At 70.5% G+C, this 17,009-nt stretch carries 14 protein-coding genes; 3 read left to right on the forward strand and 11 right to left on the reverse strand.

The window, feature by feature from the left end; genetic code table 11:
• Window positions 1-241: 241 nt before the first annotated feature.
• Window positions 242-1,591, reverse strand: coding sequence for an ATP-binding protein (locus ACKI2N_RS09030; protein ID WP_420993879.1), 1,350 nt, complete (start codon window positions 1,589-1,591; stop codon window positions 242-244).
• Between the two features lie 10 nt (window positions 1,592-1,601).
• Window positions 1,602-2,324: a two-component system response regulator OmpR gene (ompR, locus tag ACKI2N_RS09035; protein ID WP_006576352.1), complete on the reverse strand. Its 723-nt coding sequence runs from the start codon at window positions 2,322-2,324 to the stop codon at window positions 1,602-1,604.
• Between the two features lie 266 nt (window positions 2,325-2,590).
• On the opposite strand from ompR, the gene ACKI2N_RS09040 reads away from it, so the two are divergent.
• On the forward strand, window positions 2,591-2,977 hold the full coding sequence (locus ACKI2N_RS09040; RefSeq protein ID WP_420993880.1) for a hypothetical protein: 387 nt from the start codon (window positions 2,591-2,593) through the stop codon (window positions 2,975-2,977).
• A gap of 99 nt (window positions 2,978-3,076) precedes the next feature.
• Here ACKI2N_RS09040 and ACKI2N_RS09045 read toward each other — a convergent pair whose 3' ends face one another.
• The 3 genes from ACKI2N_RS09045 to hpnD all read right to left on the reverse strand — a co-directional run bounded on the left by ACKI2N_RS09045 (window position 3,077) and on the right by hpnD (window position 6,331).
• Complete coding sequence (locus ACKI2N_RS09045; RefSeq protein WP_420993881.1) at window positions 3,077-3,973, reverse strand: SMP-30/gluconolactonase/LRE family protein; 897 nt, start codon at window positions 3,971-3,973, stop codon at window positions 3,077-3,079.
• A 104-nt stretch (window positions 3,974-4,077) separates the two neighbouring features.
• Window positions 4,078-5,361 (reverse strand): Zn-dependent hydrolase, encoded by a 1,284-nt coding sequence (locus tag ACKI2N_RS09050; RefSeq protein ID WP_420993882.1) that lies wholly within the window; start codon window positions 5,359-5,361, stop codon window positions 4,078-4,080.
• Window positions 5,362-5,494: 133 nt separating this feature from the next.
• The gene (gene hpnD, locus ACKI2N_RS09055; protein ID WP_420993883.1) at window positions 5,495-6,331 is read right to left on the reverse strand and encodes a presqualene diphosphate synthase HpnD; all 837 of its coding nucleotides are present in this window, start codon (window positions 6,329-6,331) and stop codon (window positions 5,495-5,497) included.
• A 445-nt stretch (window positions 6,332-6,776) separates the two neighbouring features.
• Between hpnD and ACKI2N_RS09060 the strand changes: the two genes are divergently transcribed.
• Complete coding sequence (locus ACKI2N_RS09060) at window positions 6,777-7,934, forward strand: efflux RND transporter periplasmic adaptor subunit (protein WP_420993884.1); 1,158 nt, start codon at window positions 6,777-6,779, stop codon at window positions 7,932-7,934.
• A gap of 10 nt (window positions 7,935-7,944) precedes the next feature.
• Window positions 7,945-11,055: an efflux RND transporter permease subunit gene (locus tag ACKI2N_RS09065; protein WP_420993885.1), complete on the forward strand. Its 3,111-nt coding sequence runs from the start codon at window positions 7,945-7,947 to the stop codon at window positions 11,053-11,055.
• Between the two features lie 254 nt (window positions 11,056-11,309).
• Here the strand turns inward: ACKI2N_RS09065 and ACKI2N_RS09070 are convergent, their stop codons facing one another.
• The 6 genes from ACKI2N_RS09070 to ACKI2N_RS09095 all read right to left on the reverse strand — a co-directional run bounded on the left by ACKI2N_RS09070 (window position 11,310) and on the right by ACKI2N_RS09095 (window position 16,991).
• Complete coding sequence (locus ACKI2N_RS09070; RefSeq protein ID WP_420993886.1) at window positions 11,310-11,720, reverse strand: DUF3830 family protein; 411 nt, start codon at window positions 11,718-11,720, stop codon at window positions 11,310-11,312.
• 90 nt (window positions 11,721-11,810) lie between these two features.
• Window positions 11,811-13,010: an amidase gene (locus ACKI2N_RS09075; protein WP_420993887.1), complete on the reverse strand. Its 1,200-nt coding sequence runs from the start codon at window positions 13,008-13,010 to the stop codon at window positions 11,811-11,813.
• A gap of 28 nt (window positions 13,011-13,038) precedes the next feature.
• Window positions 13,039-14,019, reverse strand: a complete 981-nt coding sequence (locus ACKI2N_RS09080) for an ABC transporter ATP-binding protein (protein WP_420993923.1) — start codon at window positions 14,017-14,019, stop codon at window positions 13,039-13,041.
• Between the two features lie 60 nt (window positions 14,020-14,079).
• The gene (locus ACKI2N_RS09085) at window positions 14,080-15,135 is read right to left on the reverse strand and encodes an ABC transporter ATP-binding protein (protein ID WP_420993888.1); all 1,056 of its coding nucleotides are present in this window, start codon (window positions 15,133-15,135) and stop codon (window positions 14,080-14,082) included.
• Window positions 15,136-15,139: 4 nt separating this feature from the next.
• On the reverse strand, window positions 15,140-16,027 hold the full coding sequence (locus ACKI2N_RS09090; protein ID WP_420993889.1) for an ABC transporter permease: 888 nt from the start codon (window positions 16,025-16,027) through the stop codon (window positions 15,140-15,142).
• Window positions 16,028-16,040: 13 nt separating this feature from the next.
• On the reverse strand, window positions 16,041-16,991 hold the full coding sequence (locus ACKI2N_RS09095; protein WP_420993890.1) for an ABC transporter permease: 951 nt from the start codon (window positions 16,989-16,991) through the stop codon (window positions 16,041-16,043).
• Window positions 16,992-17,009 lie beyond the last annotated feature (18 nt).

Below are 17,009 nucleotides of genomic sequence, written 5' to 3' on the forward strand. Positions count from 1 at the left end.
ATGGCGGGAGTTTGCGCCGGGGCGCTGTCAATCCGCTGTCAAAGGGCTTTCAAATTGATATCAGCGGCTGTCGAAAACCTGTCAGTCGCGGATGCGGGTGTGGGGTGGGGCACTTGCGGCGGCGGGCCGCCGCAATCCGCGCCCGGAAAAGCGCAAGGCCATTTCACGCCGCGCAGGGACAGGGCGCCGTGAAATGGCCTTCGCTGCCGGCGCCCGCGCGGGCGTGCAGGCCGGCCGGGGCCTAGGCCCGCCTGAAAAACGCGCTGACCACCAGCCCGGTCGCCGGCGGCGGCCGGTTGGCCAGCGTCAGCCGGCCGCCGTTGCGCTGCAGGATCCGGTTGACGATCGACATGCCCAGCCCCGCGCCCTTGGCCTCGCTGCGCGCGCCGTCGAGCCGGTAGAACGGGCGCGTGAGCAGCGGCAGTTGCGCCTCCGGCACGCCGCTGCCGTGGTCGGCCACGGTCAGCACCGCTTCCTTGTCCTCGAGCCGGGTGCTGATCTCGACCACCGCCACGCCGTTGTCCTCGGCCTTGGCATAGCGCCGCGCGTTTTCCACCAGGTTGTCGAGGATGCGCTGCACTTCCATGCGGTTGGCCACCGCCATCACGGGCTCGCCGGCGCGCACGTGCACCTGCACGTCGTCGTGCGCGCCGTAGACGCCCACCGCGTCCTGCACCAGCGCCGACAGGTCCACCGGCTCGACCGTCTCCAGCGCCGGGCGCGCGTAGTTGAGGAACTGGCCGATGATGGCGTCCATCTGCTCGATGTCCGCGATCATGGCCTCGCGCGTGCCGGCGTCCACCGGCGACATCTCGGTCTCCAGCCGCAGCCGCGTGAGCGGCGTGCGCAGGTCGTGCGAGATGCCGGCCAGCATGACCACGCGGTCGTCGTCGAGCTGGCGCAGGTCGCGCACCATCTGGTTGAAGCTGTGGTTGGCCAGCGCCACTTCGCTGGCGCCGTGCTCGGGCAGCGTGGGCGGGTCGCCGCCGCCGCCGATGGCGCGCGCCGCGTTGGCCAGCCGCTTGAGCGGGTGGTTGACCAGCGAGGTGATGAAGGCGGCGCCGATGATCGACAGCAGCAGCGCGGCGATGCTCCACCACAGCCACTGGATGCCGGGCACGCGCTCGAAGCGCTCGGGGCTGATCGCCACCCAGTAATCGTCGCCCTCGATCTCGAAGCTGACCCACACGCCGGGAATGTCGTTGACGGTGGTGGCGATCACGGTGTCCTCGCCCAGCCGGCTGCGTATCTCCTGCTGCACCAGCTGGGTCAGGAACGGGTTGGTGGTCGGGCGGGAAAAGTCGTCGTCCTTCTCGCGCGGGTAGACCTTGATGCCTTCGTTCTGCACCAGGTCGAGCAGCAGGAAGCGCCGCCGCGCGGGGTCGGAATAGAGCAGCGCGGCGCGCGTGAGCTTGACCACGCTGACCACCTGCATGGCGATCTGCTGCGCGCGCGGGGCGCGCTCGAACAGCCGGTAGCTCTGGAACCAGATACCCAGCGAGAGTGCCAGCAGGAGGGCGATCAGCATGAAGGTCCGCCAGAACAGCGAACCAAACAGGCGCGTGGCCGCGCGGCCGAGGGCGGTCGCCATGCGCGGCGCCTTACTTCACGCCATCGGGAATGAATACGTAGCCGAGCCCCCAGACGGTCTGGATGAACCTCGGGTTGCCGGGATCGGGCTCGATCAGCTTGCGCAGGCGGGAGATCTGCACGTCGAGGCTGCGGTCGAAGACTTCATATTCGCGTCCGCGCGCCATTTCCATGAGCTTTTCGCGCGACAGCGGCTGGCGCGGATGGCGGGCGAACACCTTGAGCACCGAGAACTCGCCGGTGGTCAGGGTGATCTCTTCGTCGTTCTTGGTCAGCGTGCGCGTGGCCAGGTTGAGCACGAAGTCGCCGAAGGCGAAGGTTTCCGGCGTCTCCGAAGGCGCGCCCGGCACTTCGGCCGGGCCCTTGCGGCGCAGCACGGCGTGGATGCGGGCGATCAGCTCGCGCGGGTTGAACGGCTTGGGCAGGTAGTCGTCGGCGCCCATCTCGAGGCCGACGATGCGGTCGACGTCCTCGCCCTTGGCGGTGAGCATGATGATCGGCGTCTGGTCATTGGCGCCGCGCAGGCGCCGGCAGATCGACAGGCCATCCTCGCCGGGCATCATCAGGTCGAGGACCAGCAGGTCGAAACGCTCGCGCAGCCAGAGCTTGTTCATCGCGGTGGCGTTTTCCGCTACCAGTACCGTGAAGCCCTGTTCGCCCAGGTAACGGCGCAGCAGGTCGCGCAGACGGGGATCGTCGTCCACGACGAGAATCTTGTGGCTGGTATTTTCCATGGCGGTATCTTAGCGACAATCGCTTTCGCTCAAAATGGCTTAACAAAAGGTTACATACTTTACCCCGTGGTATGGCGGCGTGCATGCACCCTGCTTGTACACTGCCCGCATACCGTTTCCGCAGCCGCGCCCGCATGCGTCACTGCCGTTCATGCGGGTGCCGCCATGCCCGCCCTCAGCCAGGACGACGCGCGGCGGGGCAACGGGATTCCCTGCTTCCGGCGGCCGGTCGGCTGCTGTTCCAGAAGCGAAAACCGCCATTATCAATGAAAGTTACCCGCAAGCGCGCCGGTATTCCTCTTTATCGTGCCGGCGCGGCGGTAGCACTGCTGCTTGCCGCCGGCGCCGGGCATGCCCAGTCCCCGGGCATGGCGCATTTGCTGCAGAGTCCCGGGCGGGCAGCGCCCCCCGCTCCTCCCACCGGCCCGAACGGGCCCAACGTACCCTCCCGCGATGGCTTCCCGCGCAACGAGCGCGAGCGCTTCGGCCAGGATGAGGCGCGCGCACGCGCGGGCAAGTACCGCGCCGAGCGCGACCTCAACGACCGGCTTTCGCGCGGGCTGCCCAACGACAAGCTCTCGCCCGACGAGCGCCGCAAGCTGCGCCAGAATCTCTACGACCTCGGGCGGGAAATGTACCAGGGCGGCGGCTGACGCCGCTCTTGCATGAGCTTGCCACCGCCCGGGGCGGCCGCGGTATCGGCCTTCGTCCTACGTGGGCCTTGATTTCGGCCGCCGGCCGGTCCGGCGATGTCAGGGCAGGCCGGCGTGCGGCACCTCGACCTCGGTCATCAGCACGTGGCCCCGGCGGGAGGCGCGGCGCTCGGCCTCGTTGAAGTTCGGCGCCGCCGCCAGGAACAGCGTGGTGCCGCGCGGGCCGCCCAGCGCGGCGGCGAAGATGCCCGTGCCGCAAGCGATTTCCTCGGCGATTTCCCCGCCCGGCATGACCCGCAGCACGCGGTTGCCGATGGCATCCGCTACCCACAGCGCGCCTTCGGCATCCTGCGCGCAACCGTCCGGCGCGACCCGGGCGCCGCCCAGGGCCTGTGCCAGCTCGGGCGAGGCGGGCAGCCCGCCGAACGCGGCCCAGTCGCGGCGCGGGCCGAGCGAGCCATCTTCGTGCAGGTCGAACGCGGAAATGCGGTTGCCCATGGTCTCGCCCACCACCAGCGTCTTGCCGTCGGGCGTGATGACGGCGCCATTGGGGAAGAACAGGCCTTCGGCCGCCACCGACACGGTGCCGTCGGGATCGACGCGCGCCAGGCTGGCGGTGCGGATCGGCGCGCCGGCCATCAGGTCGAAGCCGAAATTGCCGACATAGGCGCGGCCGTGCCGGTCGACCACCATGTCGTTGGCATGCCCGGTGGCCACCGCCGACAGGTCGGCGTGGACCGCCAGGCTGCCGTCGCGCTCGCGGCGCAGCACCTTGCGGTCGCGCATGGACACCACCAGCAGCCGTCCGTCCGGCAGCCAGCCGAGCCCGGACGGCTGCTGCGGCACCTCGGCGATCTGCTCGACGCGGCCGTCCAGGCTCACCGCCAGCACCCGGTGGGTGTAGAAATCCGACAACCACAGCCGCCCCTCGTGCCAGCGCGGTCCTTCCAGGAAGGTATGGCCCTCGGTCAGCACCGCCAGTTTGCGTTGCGCCATGCGTGTCTCCTTTGTGATCTCCCGATCTTGTGATCGGTGTGCCTCTTATCCAATACGATCTGGCCGGAGACTGCAAGCGCCCCGCGCCCGGGGCGGGCCGCGGCTTAGCCGCGCGGCTGGAAATGCCGCAGGAAATCCACGAACACCTCGGCGGCGAGCTGGGCGTCGGCGGCGGTGATGGTTTCCAGCGGGTTGTGGCTGATGCCGCCGTTGCCGCAGCGCACGAACAGCATGGCCACGTCGGTGATGCGCTGCATCATCATGGCGTCGTGGCCGGCGCCCGAAGGCAGCTCGAACGCATCCAGCCCGCGCTTTTTCAGCACGGCGCCGAACTGGTCCATCAGCCAGCGCGCGCACGGCGCGTTGTCGACCGGCGTCACGCGCTCCACCTCGGCGGCCAGGCCGCGCCGCGCGGCGATGGCCTCGATGCCGGCCAGGATGTCGGCGATGGCGGCTTCGCGGATGCCGTCCTCGCCGGCGCGGATGTCCATCGAGAACGCGCATTCGGCGGGGATGACGTTGCTCGATCCGTTCGGCACCTGCAACTGGCCCACCGTGCCCACCAGCGTGGGGGCCTCGCCGCAGCGGCGCTCCACCAGCAGCACCATCTCGGCCGCGCCGGCGGCGGCGTCCTTGCGCAGGGTCATCGGCGTGGTGCCGGCGTGGCTGGCCAGCCCGCGCACGCGCACCTGGAAGCGGCTGCTGCCGGCGATCTGGGTGACCACGCCCAGCGGCAGCGCGTGGTGCAGCAGCACCGGACCCTGTTCGATGTGGACCTCGACGAAGCCGTGCAGGGTGGCGGGGTCGACCGCCGCGCCACGCAGCGCATCGAGGCTGCCCGCGCCCGGCAGGCCGGAGGCGGCCAGCGCCTCGCGCAGCGTGACGCCGTCGGCGTCGCCGCGCTCCAGCAGGGCCGGGTCGAAGCGGCCGGCCAGCACGCTGCTGGCCAGGAAGCTGGTCTTGAAGCGCAGGCCTTCCTCTTCGGCGAAGGCCACCACCTCGAAGTGATAGGGCAGGCGGATGCCGGCGGCGTTGAGCGCGCCCGCCACCGCCACCGGCAGCAGGATGCCGAGCCGGCCGTCGTAGCGGCCGCCGTTGCGCACGGTGTCGAAGTGCGAGCCCGTCATCAGCACGCGCGCCGCGTCGCCCGCGGCGGGGTCGGCGGCATAGCGGCCGATCACGTTGCCGATGGCGTCGATGCGCACCGCCATGCCGGCTGCGCGCATCCACTCCGCCAGCCGGGCCTGCGCGGCGCGGTGGGCCGGGGTCAGGTAGGCGCAGGTCAGGCCGCCCTCCATGTCCGAGAAGCTTGCCAGCGCTTCAGCCTGGTCGAGGATGGTCTGGCCGAGCGTCACGCCGGCGTGCGGGAGCGAAGTGGATTGGGTCATGGCAGGCAGGGGAGGAATGCGCAAGACCGCGCGCCCGGGGCGCGCGCGGAGTGAGGATGATAACGCCGGGGCGCGGGCCTGGCGGGTTCGGCGTGGCCGGCGGGCGGGGAAGACCGGGCTGGCGGGACGCGGTTCAGCGGTTGCGCATCCACGTCTTCCACGCGATCCACAGCTTGCGCATCGGCGTGAGCGAGATGCGCTGGTTCAGCACCTGGAAGTCGCTGGCCTCGAGTTCGTCGAGCAGCGCCTGGTGAAGCGCGCCCATCACCAGCGCGGCGCGCTGGGCGCGGCGGTCGGCGCGCGGCAGCAGCGCCAGCGCCTCGCGATGGAGCGCGCGGGCCTGGCCGGCGCGCTCGTGCATCAGCGCGGCGAAGCGGTCCGAGTGCGTGCCGCGGGTGATTTCCGCCGCCGGCACCGCGAAGCGCTGCATGGTGTTGACGGGCAGGTAGATGCGCCCGCGCCGGGCGTTCTCGCCCACGTCGCGCAGGATACCGACCATGCGCAGCGACAGGCCGAGCTTTTCGGCGAACGCCAGCGTGCGCGGGTCCTGGAAGCCCAGCAGGCGCGCGCCCATGGCCCCGACCACGCCGGCCACGCCATGGCAATAGCGGGCCAGCGCGATGTCGTCGAGGTAGCGCGACTGGGCCAGGTCCATCTCCATGCCTTCGAGCACCTCGCCGAACATCGCCTGCGTCAGCCCGCAGGCCTGCGCGTGGGGCTGGAGCGCCTTGGTCACCGGATGGCTGGGCGCGCCCATGAACATCTGGCCGATCTCGTTGCGCCACCAGGCGAGCTTCTGGTGGGCCACGCTCGCGTCCTGGGTGTCGTCGATGGCATCGTCGAGCTCGCGGCACCAGGCGTGCAGCGCCGTCATCGCCTGCCGCAGCCCGGGGGGCAGGAACAGGAAGCTGTAATACAGGCTGGAGCCGCTCGGGGCGGCTTTGTCTTGGCAATACTGATCGGGCGTCACGCCGGTCTCGGTCGGTGAAGTGGGGGCAATGCGGCGCTGGACGGCAGGGTCCGCCCGGGCGACGCGGCGGATTGTAGCATTGCGCCCGCGCCGCGCTGGTGCCGCGCTGGTGCCGCGCTGGTGCCGCGCTGGTGCCGCGTTCGGGCGCGGTTCCGTGTGCCTGCGGCGGCACTGCGGCAATCCGCCGCGCCCGCCGGCCTTGCCCGGCGCGCCGCCCGCTCCGGCGGCCCGGGGCCGGGCAAAGGCTTTTTCGCGGCTCTCGCACGGAGCGCCGTTTGACGCATTCGGGTCCGCCCCGCTATATTGCTGACCGGCGGGTTATTAAATCTGCCGCCGCTTTCCGCAATGCCCGCAGTCTCATCGCGCAGTTCACTGCGCAGCTTGCCAATCTGACGCTTAACTCATGCCAGAGCCTTGCCCCAGGCCGGACGTTGCGGCCGCCGAAGTGCTTTCTTCCCCGCTTTGCGCAACCGCCCGGCGCGCCGCCGGAGACGGCCGGCGCCCGTTCGCCTGGCTGGCGGCAGCCTGCCTGCTGCCGCTGCTGGCCGCCTGCGGCCCCAAGCCGGAGGCCGCGCCGGAGGTCCGCCCGGTGCGCCTGATGCGCGTGGAGGCGGGCGCCGGCAAGACCGATTTCGAGTTCTCCGGCGATGTGCGGCCCCGCATCGAGTCGCGCCTGGGCTTTCGCGTGGGCGGCAAGATCGCCGCCCGCCTCGTCGACGTCGGCGCCGCCGTGCGCAAGGGCCAGCCGCTGGCGCGGCTCGACCCGACCGACCTGGGCCTGGCCGAAGCCGGCTCGCGCGCGCAGTTCGACGCCGCCAGGACCGACCGCGATCTCGCCGAGGCCGACCTCAAGCGCTACAACGACCTGTTCGCCAAGGGCTTCATCAGCGCGGCCGAGCAGCAGCGCCGCCAGGCCACCTTCGATTCCGCGGTGTCGCGCCTGCGCCAGGCCGAGGCCGGCCTGCGCAACCAGTCCAACCAGACCGCCTATGCCGTGCTGCCGGCCGATGCCGACGGCGTGGTCACGGCCATCGATGCCGAGGTCGGCCAGGTGGTCACGCCCGGGCAGCCGGTGGTGCGGGTGGCGCAGACCGCCGAGAAGGAGGTGGCGGTGGGCCTGCCCGAGGACCAGGTGGAGCGCCTGCGCGGCATCTCGGACGTGACGGTGCGGACCTGGGCCGAGCCGGGCCGCCCGCTGCCGGGCCGCGTGCGCGAGATCTCGCCGATGGCCGATCCGGTCACGCGCACCTACGCCGCGCGCATCAGCGTGCCCAACCCGCCGCCCGACCTCAAGTTCGGCATGACCGCCGTGGTGACCTTCACGCGCACCGGCGACAGCGCCGCGCTGCGCGTGCCGCTGTCCGCGCTGCTGCAGCAGGACGGCGGCAACCAGGTCTGGATCTACGAGGCCGCCGCCAGCGCGGCGGCCGGCATCGTCAGGCCGGTCAGCGTGACGCTGGGCGAGCCGCAAGGCAACGAGGTGCAGGTCACCCGGGGGCTGGCGCCCGGGCAGACCATCGTCACCGCCGGCGTGCACCTGCTCAAGCCCGGCCAGAAGGTGAAGCCGCTGCAGTCCGTGGCGCCCGCCACCGCGCGCAACTGAGGCGCGCGGCATGGAACATTCCCGCTTCAATCTTTCGCGCTGGGCGCTCGAGCACCAGCCGCTGACCCGTTACCTGCTGGTGGTGCTGCTGCTGGGCGGCCTGTTCGCCTACTTCCAGCTTGGCCAGGACGAGGACCCGCCGTTTACCTTCCGCGTGATGGTGGTGCAGGCCTACTGGCCCGGCGCCACCGCCGAGCAGATCGCGGTGCAGGTCACCGACAAGATCGAGCGCCAGCTGCAGGAAGTGCCCTACGCCGACAAGATCCGCAGCTTCTCCAAGCCCGGCGAGACCACGGTGATCTTCCAGCTCAAGGACACCTCGCCGGCCAGGGACACCGCGCAGATCTGGTACACCGTGCGCAAGAAGGTCGGCGACATCGCGCAGACGCTGCCGGCCGGCGTGCGCGGGCCGTACTTCAACGACGAGTTCGGCGACGTGTACGGCTCCATCTACGCGCTCCGCGCCGACGGCTTCAACTACAAGGAGCTGCGCGAATACGCCGACCTGGTGCGCCAGCAACTGCTGCGCGTGCCTTCGGTGGCCAAGGTGGCGCTGATCGGGCTGCAGGACGAGAAGATCTTCGTCGAGTTCAACCAGGCCCGCTTCGCCCAGCTCGGGCTCGACATCAACGCTATCGCCGACCAGATCTCGCAGCAGAACGGCATGAACGCCAGCGGTGTGCTGGTGACGCCCGGCGACAACCTGCAGGTGCGCCTGTCGGGCCAGTTCGCCAACGTGGCCGACCTCGAAAACCTGGTGCTGCGCGGGCCGAGCGGCATCGCCAACATCCGCCTCGGCGACATCGCGCACGTCTATCGCGGCTACGTGGACCCGCCGCAGAGCAAGATGCGCTTCCAGGGCAAGGAAGTGATCGGCCTGGGCATCTCGATGGAAAAGGGCGGCGACATCATCGCGCTGGGCAAGAACCTGCGCGCGGCGATGGACGGCATGCGCGGGCAGTTGCCGGTCGGCATCGAGCTGGACCAGGTGCAGAACCAGCCCGAGGCGGTGGAGCGCTCGGTGGGCGAGTTCGTGCACGTGCTGATCGAGGCGGTGGTGATCGTGCTGGGCGTGAGCTTCGTCTCGCTCGGCCTGCACACCAGGCCGCTGCGCCTGGACGTGCGGCCCGGGCTGGTGGTGGCGCTGACCATTCCGCTGGTGCTGGCCGTCACCTTCCTGTTCATGAACATGTTCGGCATCGGCCTGCACAAGATCTCGCTCGGCGCGCTGATCGTGGCGCTCGGGCTGCTGGTGGACGACGCCATCATCGCGGTGGAGATGATGGTGCGCAAGCTGGAGGAGGGCTTCTCCAAGATGGAGGCCGCCACCTTCGCCTATACCTCCACCGCGATGCCGATGCTGACCGGCACGCTGATCACCGCCGCCGGCTTCCTGCCGGTGGGGCTGGCGCGCTCCACGGTGGGCGAATACACCTTCGCCATCTTCGCCGTGACGGCGCTGGCGCTGGTGCTGTCGTGGCTGGCCGCGGTCTATTTCACGCCCTACCTGGGCTACCTGCTGCTCAAGGCCCGGCCGGCGGGAGAAGGCGCGCATCACGAGGTCTTCGACACGCCGTTCTACAACCGCTTCCGCCGGCTGGTGCACTGGTGCGTGACCTGGCGCAAGACCGTGATCGCGGTCACGCTGGTGGCATTCGGCCTCGGCCTGTATGCCTTCAAGTTCGTCGAGAAGCAGTTCTTCCCGGACTCAAGCCGCCCCGAACTGATGGTGGAGCTGTGGCTGCCCGAAGGCAGCAGCTTCGCCCAGACCGAGGCCGAGACCCGGCGCTTCGAGCGCGCACTGCGCGACGACCGCGAGATCGCCAGCCTGGCCAGCTTCGTCGGCACCGGCGCGCCGCGCTTCTACCTGCCGCTGGACCAGATATTCCCGCAGAGCAACGTGGCGCAGGTGATCGTGCTGCCGGCCGACGTGGCCCTGCGCGAGCGCGTGCGCCAGCGCGTGGTCAGCCTGCTGGCCAGCGACTTCCCGCACCTGCGCGGGCGCGTCAAGCTGCTGCCCAACGGGCCGCCGGTGCCTTATCCGGTGCAGTTCCGCGTGATCGGCCCGGACGCCGCCGGCGTGCGCAAGCTGGCCGACCAGGTCAAGGCGGTGATGAGCGCCAATCCCAACACGCAGGGCGTCAACGACAACTGGAACGAGAGCGTCAAGGTGCTGCGCCTGGACATCGACCAGGACAAGGCGCGCGCGCTCGGCGTCAGCAGCACCGCCATCGCGCGCGTGACCCAGACCGTGCTCACCGGCGTGGCGGTCGGCCAGTACCGCGACGGCGACAAGCTGATCGACATCCTGATGCGCGCCCCGCGCAACGAGCGCGACGCCATGTCCGACCTGCAGAACGTGCAGGTGCCCACCGCCGGCGGCCGCGTGGTGCCGCTGACCCAGGTGGCGCGCATCGCATTCCGCTCCGAGCCCGGCGTGATCTGGCGCGAGAACCGCGACTTCGGCGTGACCGTGCAGTCCGACGTGGTCGAAGGCATCCAGGGCCCCACCGTCACCGCGCAGATCAATCCCGCGCTGGATACGCTGCGCGCGCAGCTGCCGCCGGGCTACCGCATCGCGGTCGCCGGCGCCGAGGAAGAAAGCGGCAAGGCCGGCGCCTCGATCGCGGCGCAGCTGCCGCTGTGCATCTTCCTCATCTTCACGCTGCTGATGCTGCAATTGCACAGCTTCTCGCGCGCGCTGATGGTGTTCCTGACCGGCCCGCTCGGCCTGATCGGCGCCGCCGCCACGCTGCTGCTGCTGAACGCGCCGATGGGCTTCGTGGCCCAGCTCGGCATCACCGCGCTGCTCGGCATGATCATCCGCAACTCGGTCATCCTGGTCGACCAGATCGAGCAGGACATCCGCGGCGGCGCGCCGGCCTGGGACGCCATCGTCGAGTCGGCGGTGCGCCGCTGCCGCCCCATCATCCTGACCGCGGCCGCCGCCGTGCTGGCCATGATCCCGCTCTCGCGCTCGGCCTTCTGGGGACCGATGGCCGTGGCCATCATGGGCGGGCTGATCGTCGCCACGGCGCTCACGCTGCTGTTCCTGCCGGCGCTGTACGCGGCGTGGTTCAGGGTGAAGGCGCCGGCGGCGGGGACGGTGGTGGCGCGCTGATGCCGCCGACGGGGCCGCGCAAGCCTGCGCGGCCCCGTACCTTGCCGGAACGGGGACGGTCCTCCGTTACCGGAACGGTCTGAAATGACATCCGGGGCAGTAGAGGGACACACCGGGCTCGCGGTGAGACACGCGACGGCCGCGCGGCGTGGGCATGCGTTGCGCAGGGTAGCAAGCGGATGGCGGAATTTGTCGGGGAAATTTCGCAACGGGACCCATGAAGACGCGTCCCCGCGCGCCCCGCACGGCTGGCGCTACATCGCCTCGAACACCACATCCTGCGCGCCTTCCCACAGCACCTTGGTGCCGAGCGCGCGCAGGTTTTCCTTGCCTTCGACGATGGTCAGGAAGTGGTTGCCGGCGAGCTGGCCCATCTTGCTGGCGAAGCAGCAGCTGCCGTAGGCCAGGATGATCTCGGTTTCGCTGTAGCCGCCCGGGTAGAACAGGATGTCGCCCACGGAGGGGTGGCTGGTGTGGTTCTCGAAGTCCACCCCGAGCCTGAACTCGCCCAGCGGGATCCAGCAGCCTTCGCCGCTCCAGCGCACGTGGATCAGTTTCTGGCGGTAGGGCAGCAGCTTGGTGAAGGCGGCCACGGTGAGCGGGGCGTCGGGGTTGGTCTCGGCGACGAACTGATAGCCGCCGGCGGTGATGCGGATGCGGGCCATTGAGGCTCTCCTTGTCTGTATCGGAAAAAGGCAGAAATGCGCGCGCCGCCGGGCGGGCCGGCGGCGCGTGGCAAACGGATGCTGCGTAGCTTAGCTTACTTGGCCCAGCGCCTCGACGAGGCGCGCCGCAAATGCGATCAGGCTGCGGTCGCTGCCGGCCGGGCCCATCAGCGAGATGCCGAGCGGCGCGCCGGCGCGGCCGGACAGCGGCAGGCTCATCTGCGGGAAGCCGGTCAGCGGCGCCAGGCAGAGGATCTGGGACGAGCGGTTGCGGTGGTCCTCGAGCGTGTTGTCGTCGGCGTCGGACAGCGGCGCGATGTCGGGCATGGTCGGCATCAGCAGCACGCCGTCGTCGCCCAGCAGCGCGCCGACATGCGCGGTGACGGCGCGCCGGATCGCGGTGGAGGCCTCGAATTGCGCGGCCGTGACGCTCTTGGAGAAGGCGAAGCGGCCGGCCACGTCGGGGCCGAGCTGCAGGCCGTACTGCTCGATCAGCTCGCCGTCGGCCTGCCACGCTTCCCAGCCCTGCACATAGCGGAAGGCCCACCAGATGTCCAGGAGCGGCTGGTTCATTACCGTGACCGGCGCGGCCTTGCCCAGCGCGGCCTCGACGCGGCCGACCACCGGCAGCAGCGCGTCCAGCGCGGGCGCGGTGGGCAGGCCGAACAGGTCTTCGGCCAGCAGCAGGCGCGGCGCGCCCGGCAGCGCGCGGGCGTCGGCGCCCAGCAGCACGTCGGCCACGCGCGAGAAAGTGGCGATGTCGCGCGCGAAGAAGCCGCAGGTGTCGAGGCTTTCGGCCAGCGCCAGGGTGCGTTCCAGCGAGATGCGGCCGTGCGTGGGGCGGATGCCGAACAGGCCGCAGTGGCTCGCCGGCGCGCGCACCGAGCCGCCGGTGTCGCTGCCGAGCGCGAAGTCGCACAGCCGGTTGGACACCGCCGAGGCCGAGCCCGACGACGAGCCGCCGGTGATGCGCCCGGGCGCGGCGCCGTTGACCGGCGAGCCGTAGTGGGCGTTCTTGCCGTTCATCGAGAAGGCCAGCTCGTCGGTGTGGGTCTTGCCGACGAAGGCCGCGCCGGCGTCCAGCAGGCGCTGCACCGCGGGCGCGGTGGCGGTCTTGATGCCGGACAGCGCCAGCACGTGGGGGTTGCCGCCGCCGGTCGGGTAGCCGGCCACGTCGAACAGGTCCTTGGCGGCGAAGGTCAGGCCATGGAGGGGGCCGGACGGCGCGCTCGGAACGGCGGCGGCGGGATACGGCATGAAGGCGCGGGCGGGATGGGTGGCCAGGGACATGTGGATGGGGTTCCTAACGTTGGGATTCTCAGGCGGCAACTTCGGCTACGGCGGGCTCGGACGCGAGGATACAACTTACCCGGTGTCCGTGGCCGAGATCGGTGGTGGCGGGCACCTGCGCCAGGCACGCCGGGCGCGCGTGCGGGCAGCGCGGCGCGAAGGTGCAGCCGGGCGGCAGCGCGGCTAGGTCGGGCGGCGAGCCGGCGATGGTCTGCAGGCGCTGGCCGCGGTCCATGCCGTGCTGGCGGCTTTGCAGCAGCGCGATGGTGTACGGGTGGCGCGCCGCGCGCAGCAGCGTGCGGATCGGGCCTTCCTCGACGATGCGCCCGCCGTACATCACCGCCACGCGGTCGGCGATCTCCACCGCCGCGCCGATGTCGTGGGTGACGAACACGATCGACAGGCCCAGCTCGCGCTGCAGCTCGCGCAGCAGGATCAGCACCTGGATCTGCACGGTGGCGTCGAGCGCGGTGGTGGGCTCGTCGGCCAGCAGCACCTTGGGGCTGGCCGACAGCGCCAGCGCGATCATGGCGCGCTGGCGCATGCCGCCGGACATTTCGTGCGGGTAGGCCGCCAGGCGCCGCTCGGGGCTGGGGATGCGCACCGACTCCAGCGCGCGCAGCGCGCGCCGGCGCGCCTCGGCGGCGGACACGCGCGCATGGGTGCGGATGCACTCGACGATCTGCTGGCCCACGGTGTAGACCGGGTCCAGCGCCAGCAGCGGCTCCTGGAACACCATCGCCACGGTGCCGCCGCGCAGGCGCTGCAGCGCGCGCGCGTCGAGCGCCATGACGTCGGCGCCATCGACGCGGATGCTGCCTTCCATGCGGGTGCGGCGCGGCGGGTGCAGGCGCATCAGCGCGCGCAGCGTCACGCTCTTGCCCGAGCCGGACTCGCCGATCAGGGCCAGCGCCTCGCCCGGCGCCACGTCCAGCGAGACGCCGTTGACGGCGCGGATGGTCTTGCCGCCGCCGGAGAAGGTCACGCGCAGGTCGCGCACCGACACCATCGGGGCGGCGCCGGCTTGCTGTTCGGTGCTGTTGTCTTGTGGGGTCACGGTAAGCCTCGCTCAGATCTTCGCGGCCAGCTGGCGGCTGTGGCCGCTGTCCGCATTGGCCATCAGGCAGGCCACGGGGTGGCCGGCCAGCGCGTCCGTCAGCACCGGCGCGCGGCGCGCGCATACCGCTTCGGCCATGGCGCAGCGCGGGTGGAAACTGCAGCCGGACGGCGGGTTGATCGGGTTGGGCGGGTCGCCGGCCAGCGGCGCGACCAGGGTGCGGTGGTCCGGGTCGGTGGCCGGCATCGAGGCCAGCAGCGCGCGCGTGTACGGGTGGGACGGATTGGCGTAGAGCGTCTCGGTGTCGCCGACTTCCACCACCTTGCCCAGGTACATCACCATCACGCGGTCGCACAGGTAGCGGATCACGTTGAGGTCGTGGCTGATGAAGACGTAGGTCAGGTCGAATTCGGCCTTGAGTTCCAGCAGCAGGTTCAGCACCTGGGCCTCGACCGATTTGTCGAGCGCGGACACCGCTTCGTCCAGGATCACCAGGCGCGGGCGCAGCACCAGCGCGCGCGCGATGTTGACGCGCTGGCGCTGGCCGCCCGACAGCTCGTGCGGGTAGCGCCCGGCGAAGCGCGCCGGCTCCAGGCCCACGCGGTCGAGCAGGGCGCGCGCGCGCGCGCTGGCCTCGGCCGCGCCGATGCCGTGCACGCGCGCGGTGAAGGCGATCGATTCCTCGATGGTCAGGCGCGGGTTGAGCGAGGAATAGCTGTCCTGGAACACCATCTGCACCTGGCTGCGGAAGCGCTTCATCGGCAGCTGCGCCGAGCCCACGCCCTGGGCGTCGAAGATCAGCTCGCCGCTGTCCTGCTCGATGAGCTGCATCAGCAGGCGCGCCGTGGTGGACTTGCCGCAGCCCGATTCGCCCACCACGCCGAGCGTCTCGCCCTTGCGGACTTCGAAGCCGACGCCGTCGACGGCGCGCACCACGCCGGCGCGGCGCCCGGGGATCTTCGACTTGAGCGGAAAGTGCTTGACCAGGTCGCGGGCAATCACCAGCGGCTGGGCCGGGCCGCCGACATCGGTGTTGCGCAGGGCTTCCGGCAATGTGGTATCGGTCATGGCGTCAGTCCTTGATTTCCATCGCCGAGCGGATGCCGTCGGCGAGCAGGTTGAAGGAGATCGAGGTCAGGAAGATCATGGCGCCGGGCAGCGCGGCCACCCACGGCTGCGTGTAGATGGCGGTGCGCAGCGTGTTGAGCATCAGGCCCCATTCCGGCTCGGGCGGCTTGACGCCGAGGCCGAGGAAGGACAGCCCGGAGGCCAGGATCATCGACACCGAGATCAGGCTGGTGGCATAGACGAAGATCGGGCCCAGCACGTTGTTGAGCACGTGCGCGCGCACGATGGTCAGCGACGAGGCGCCCGAGGCGCGCGCGGCGTCGACGAATTCGCGGTTGCGCACCTGGGTGGTCACGCTCTCGGCCACGCGCACGATCTGCGGCACGAACACGATGGTGAGCGACAGCAGCGCGTTGCCCACGCCCGCGCCCAGCGTGCCCGACAGCGCGATGGCCAGCAGCACCGACGGGAAGGCGTAGAGGATGTCGATCAGGCGCATGATGATGGTGTTGGTCCAGCCGCCCGCGTAGCCCGCCACGATGCCCAGCGCGCTGCCGATCACGAAGGCGATCAGCACCGGCGTGATGCCCATGAACAGCGACAGGCGCGCGCCCAGCATCAGGCGCGAGAGCATGTCGCGCCCGAGCTCGTCGGTGCCGAGCGGGTAGTGCTCGGTGCCGAACGGCTTGAGGCGCTTGAGGATGGAGGCGGCGTAGGGATCGGCCGGCATCAGCGCCGGCGCGAACAGCGCCATCAGCACCAGCGCCAGCAGGATCAGCGCGGCCAGCATGGCCAGCTTGTTGCGCAGCAGGCGCCGGCCGACCGTGGTCCAGTAGCCGGGCGAGCGTTCCACCAGGGGGGCGACGGCAGGCTTTTTCAGGGTCATTTCCATGTGGGGCTCCCGGTCAGTTGCGCTGGATGCGGGGATCGAACAGCGTCTGCAGCGCGTCCACCAGCAGGTTGAGCAGCACGAAGAACACGGCCAGCACGAGGATGGTCCCCTGCAGCAGCGGGAAGTCGCGCTGGAAGATCGCCGAGTTGAGCAGGAAACCGGTGCCGGGCCAGGAGAACACGGTCTCGATCAGGATCGAGCCGCCCAGCAGGTAGCCGAGCTGCAGGCCCATCACCGACAGCGCGGTCGGCGCCACGTTCTTCAGCACGTGGCGGAACACGGCGAACTCGGACAGCCCGCGCGCCTTGAGGCCGACGATGAACTCGTTGGAGAGGATCTCCGCGACCAGCGCGCGGATGGTGCGCGCGACGATGCCCATCGGGATTACCGACATCGTGACCGCGGGCAGCACCATGTACTGGATATGCTCCCAGTCCCACTGCCAGTCGCCCGAGCCGCCGGGGCCGGCGCCGGTGGCGGGCAGCCAGCCGAGGAAGACCGAGAACACGATCACCAGCACCATGCCCAGCCAGTAGTGCGGCATGCTGACGCCGAACACCGACAGGAAGGAGGCGGTGCGGTCGGCGGCGGAATCGCGGAAGTAGCCCGCCACGAAACCGAACAGGCAGCCGAAGGTGAAGCCGATCAGCGTGGCCACCGCGGCCAGGCGCACCGAGTTGACCACCGCCGTCATCACTTCGCTCATGACCGGCCGGTTGGTGGCGATGGAGGTGCCCAGGTCGCCGTGCAGCGCACGGGTGAGCCAGTGCACGAATTGCTCGAGGAAGGGCTTGTCGAAGCCGTACAGCGCGGTGAGCTGGCGGCGCAGTTCTTCGGAAGCGTCGGGCGGCAGCACCGATACCAGCGGGTCGCCCGGCGCGATGTGGACCAGGGAGAAGCACAGCAGGGAAACCCCGAGCAGGATGGGGATCGCGTAGACGATGCGGCGGAGCAGGTAAGTCATGGGCTTGGCCGGCTAGAG

This window comes from Cupriavidus sp. 30B13, assembly GCF_049059565.2.
Taxonomy (GTDB): domain Bacteria; phylum Pseudomonadota; class Gammaproteobacteria; order Burkholderiales; family Burkholderiaceae; genus Cupriavidus.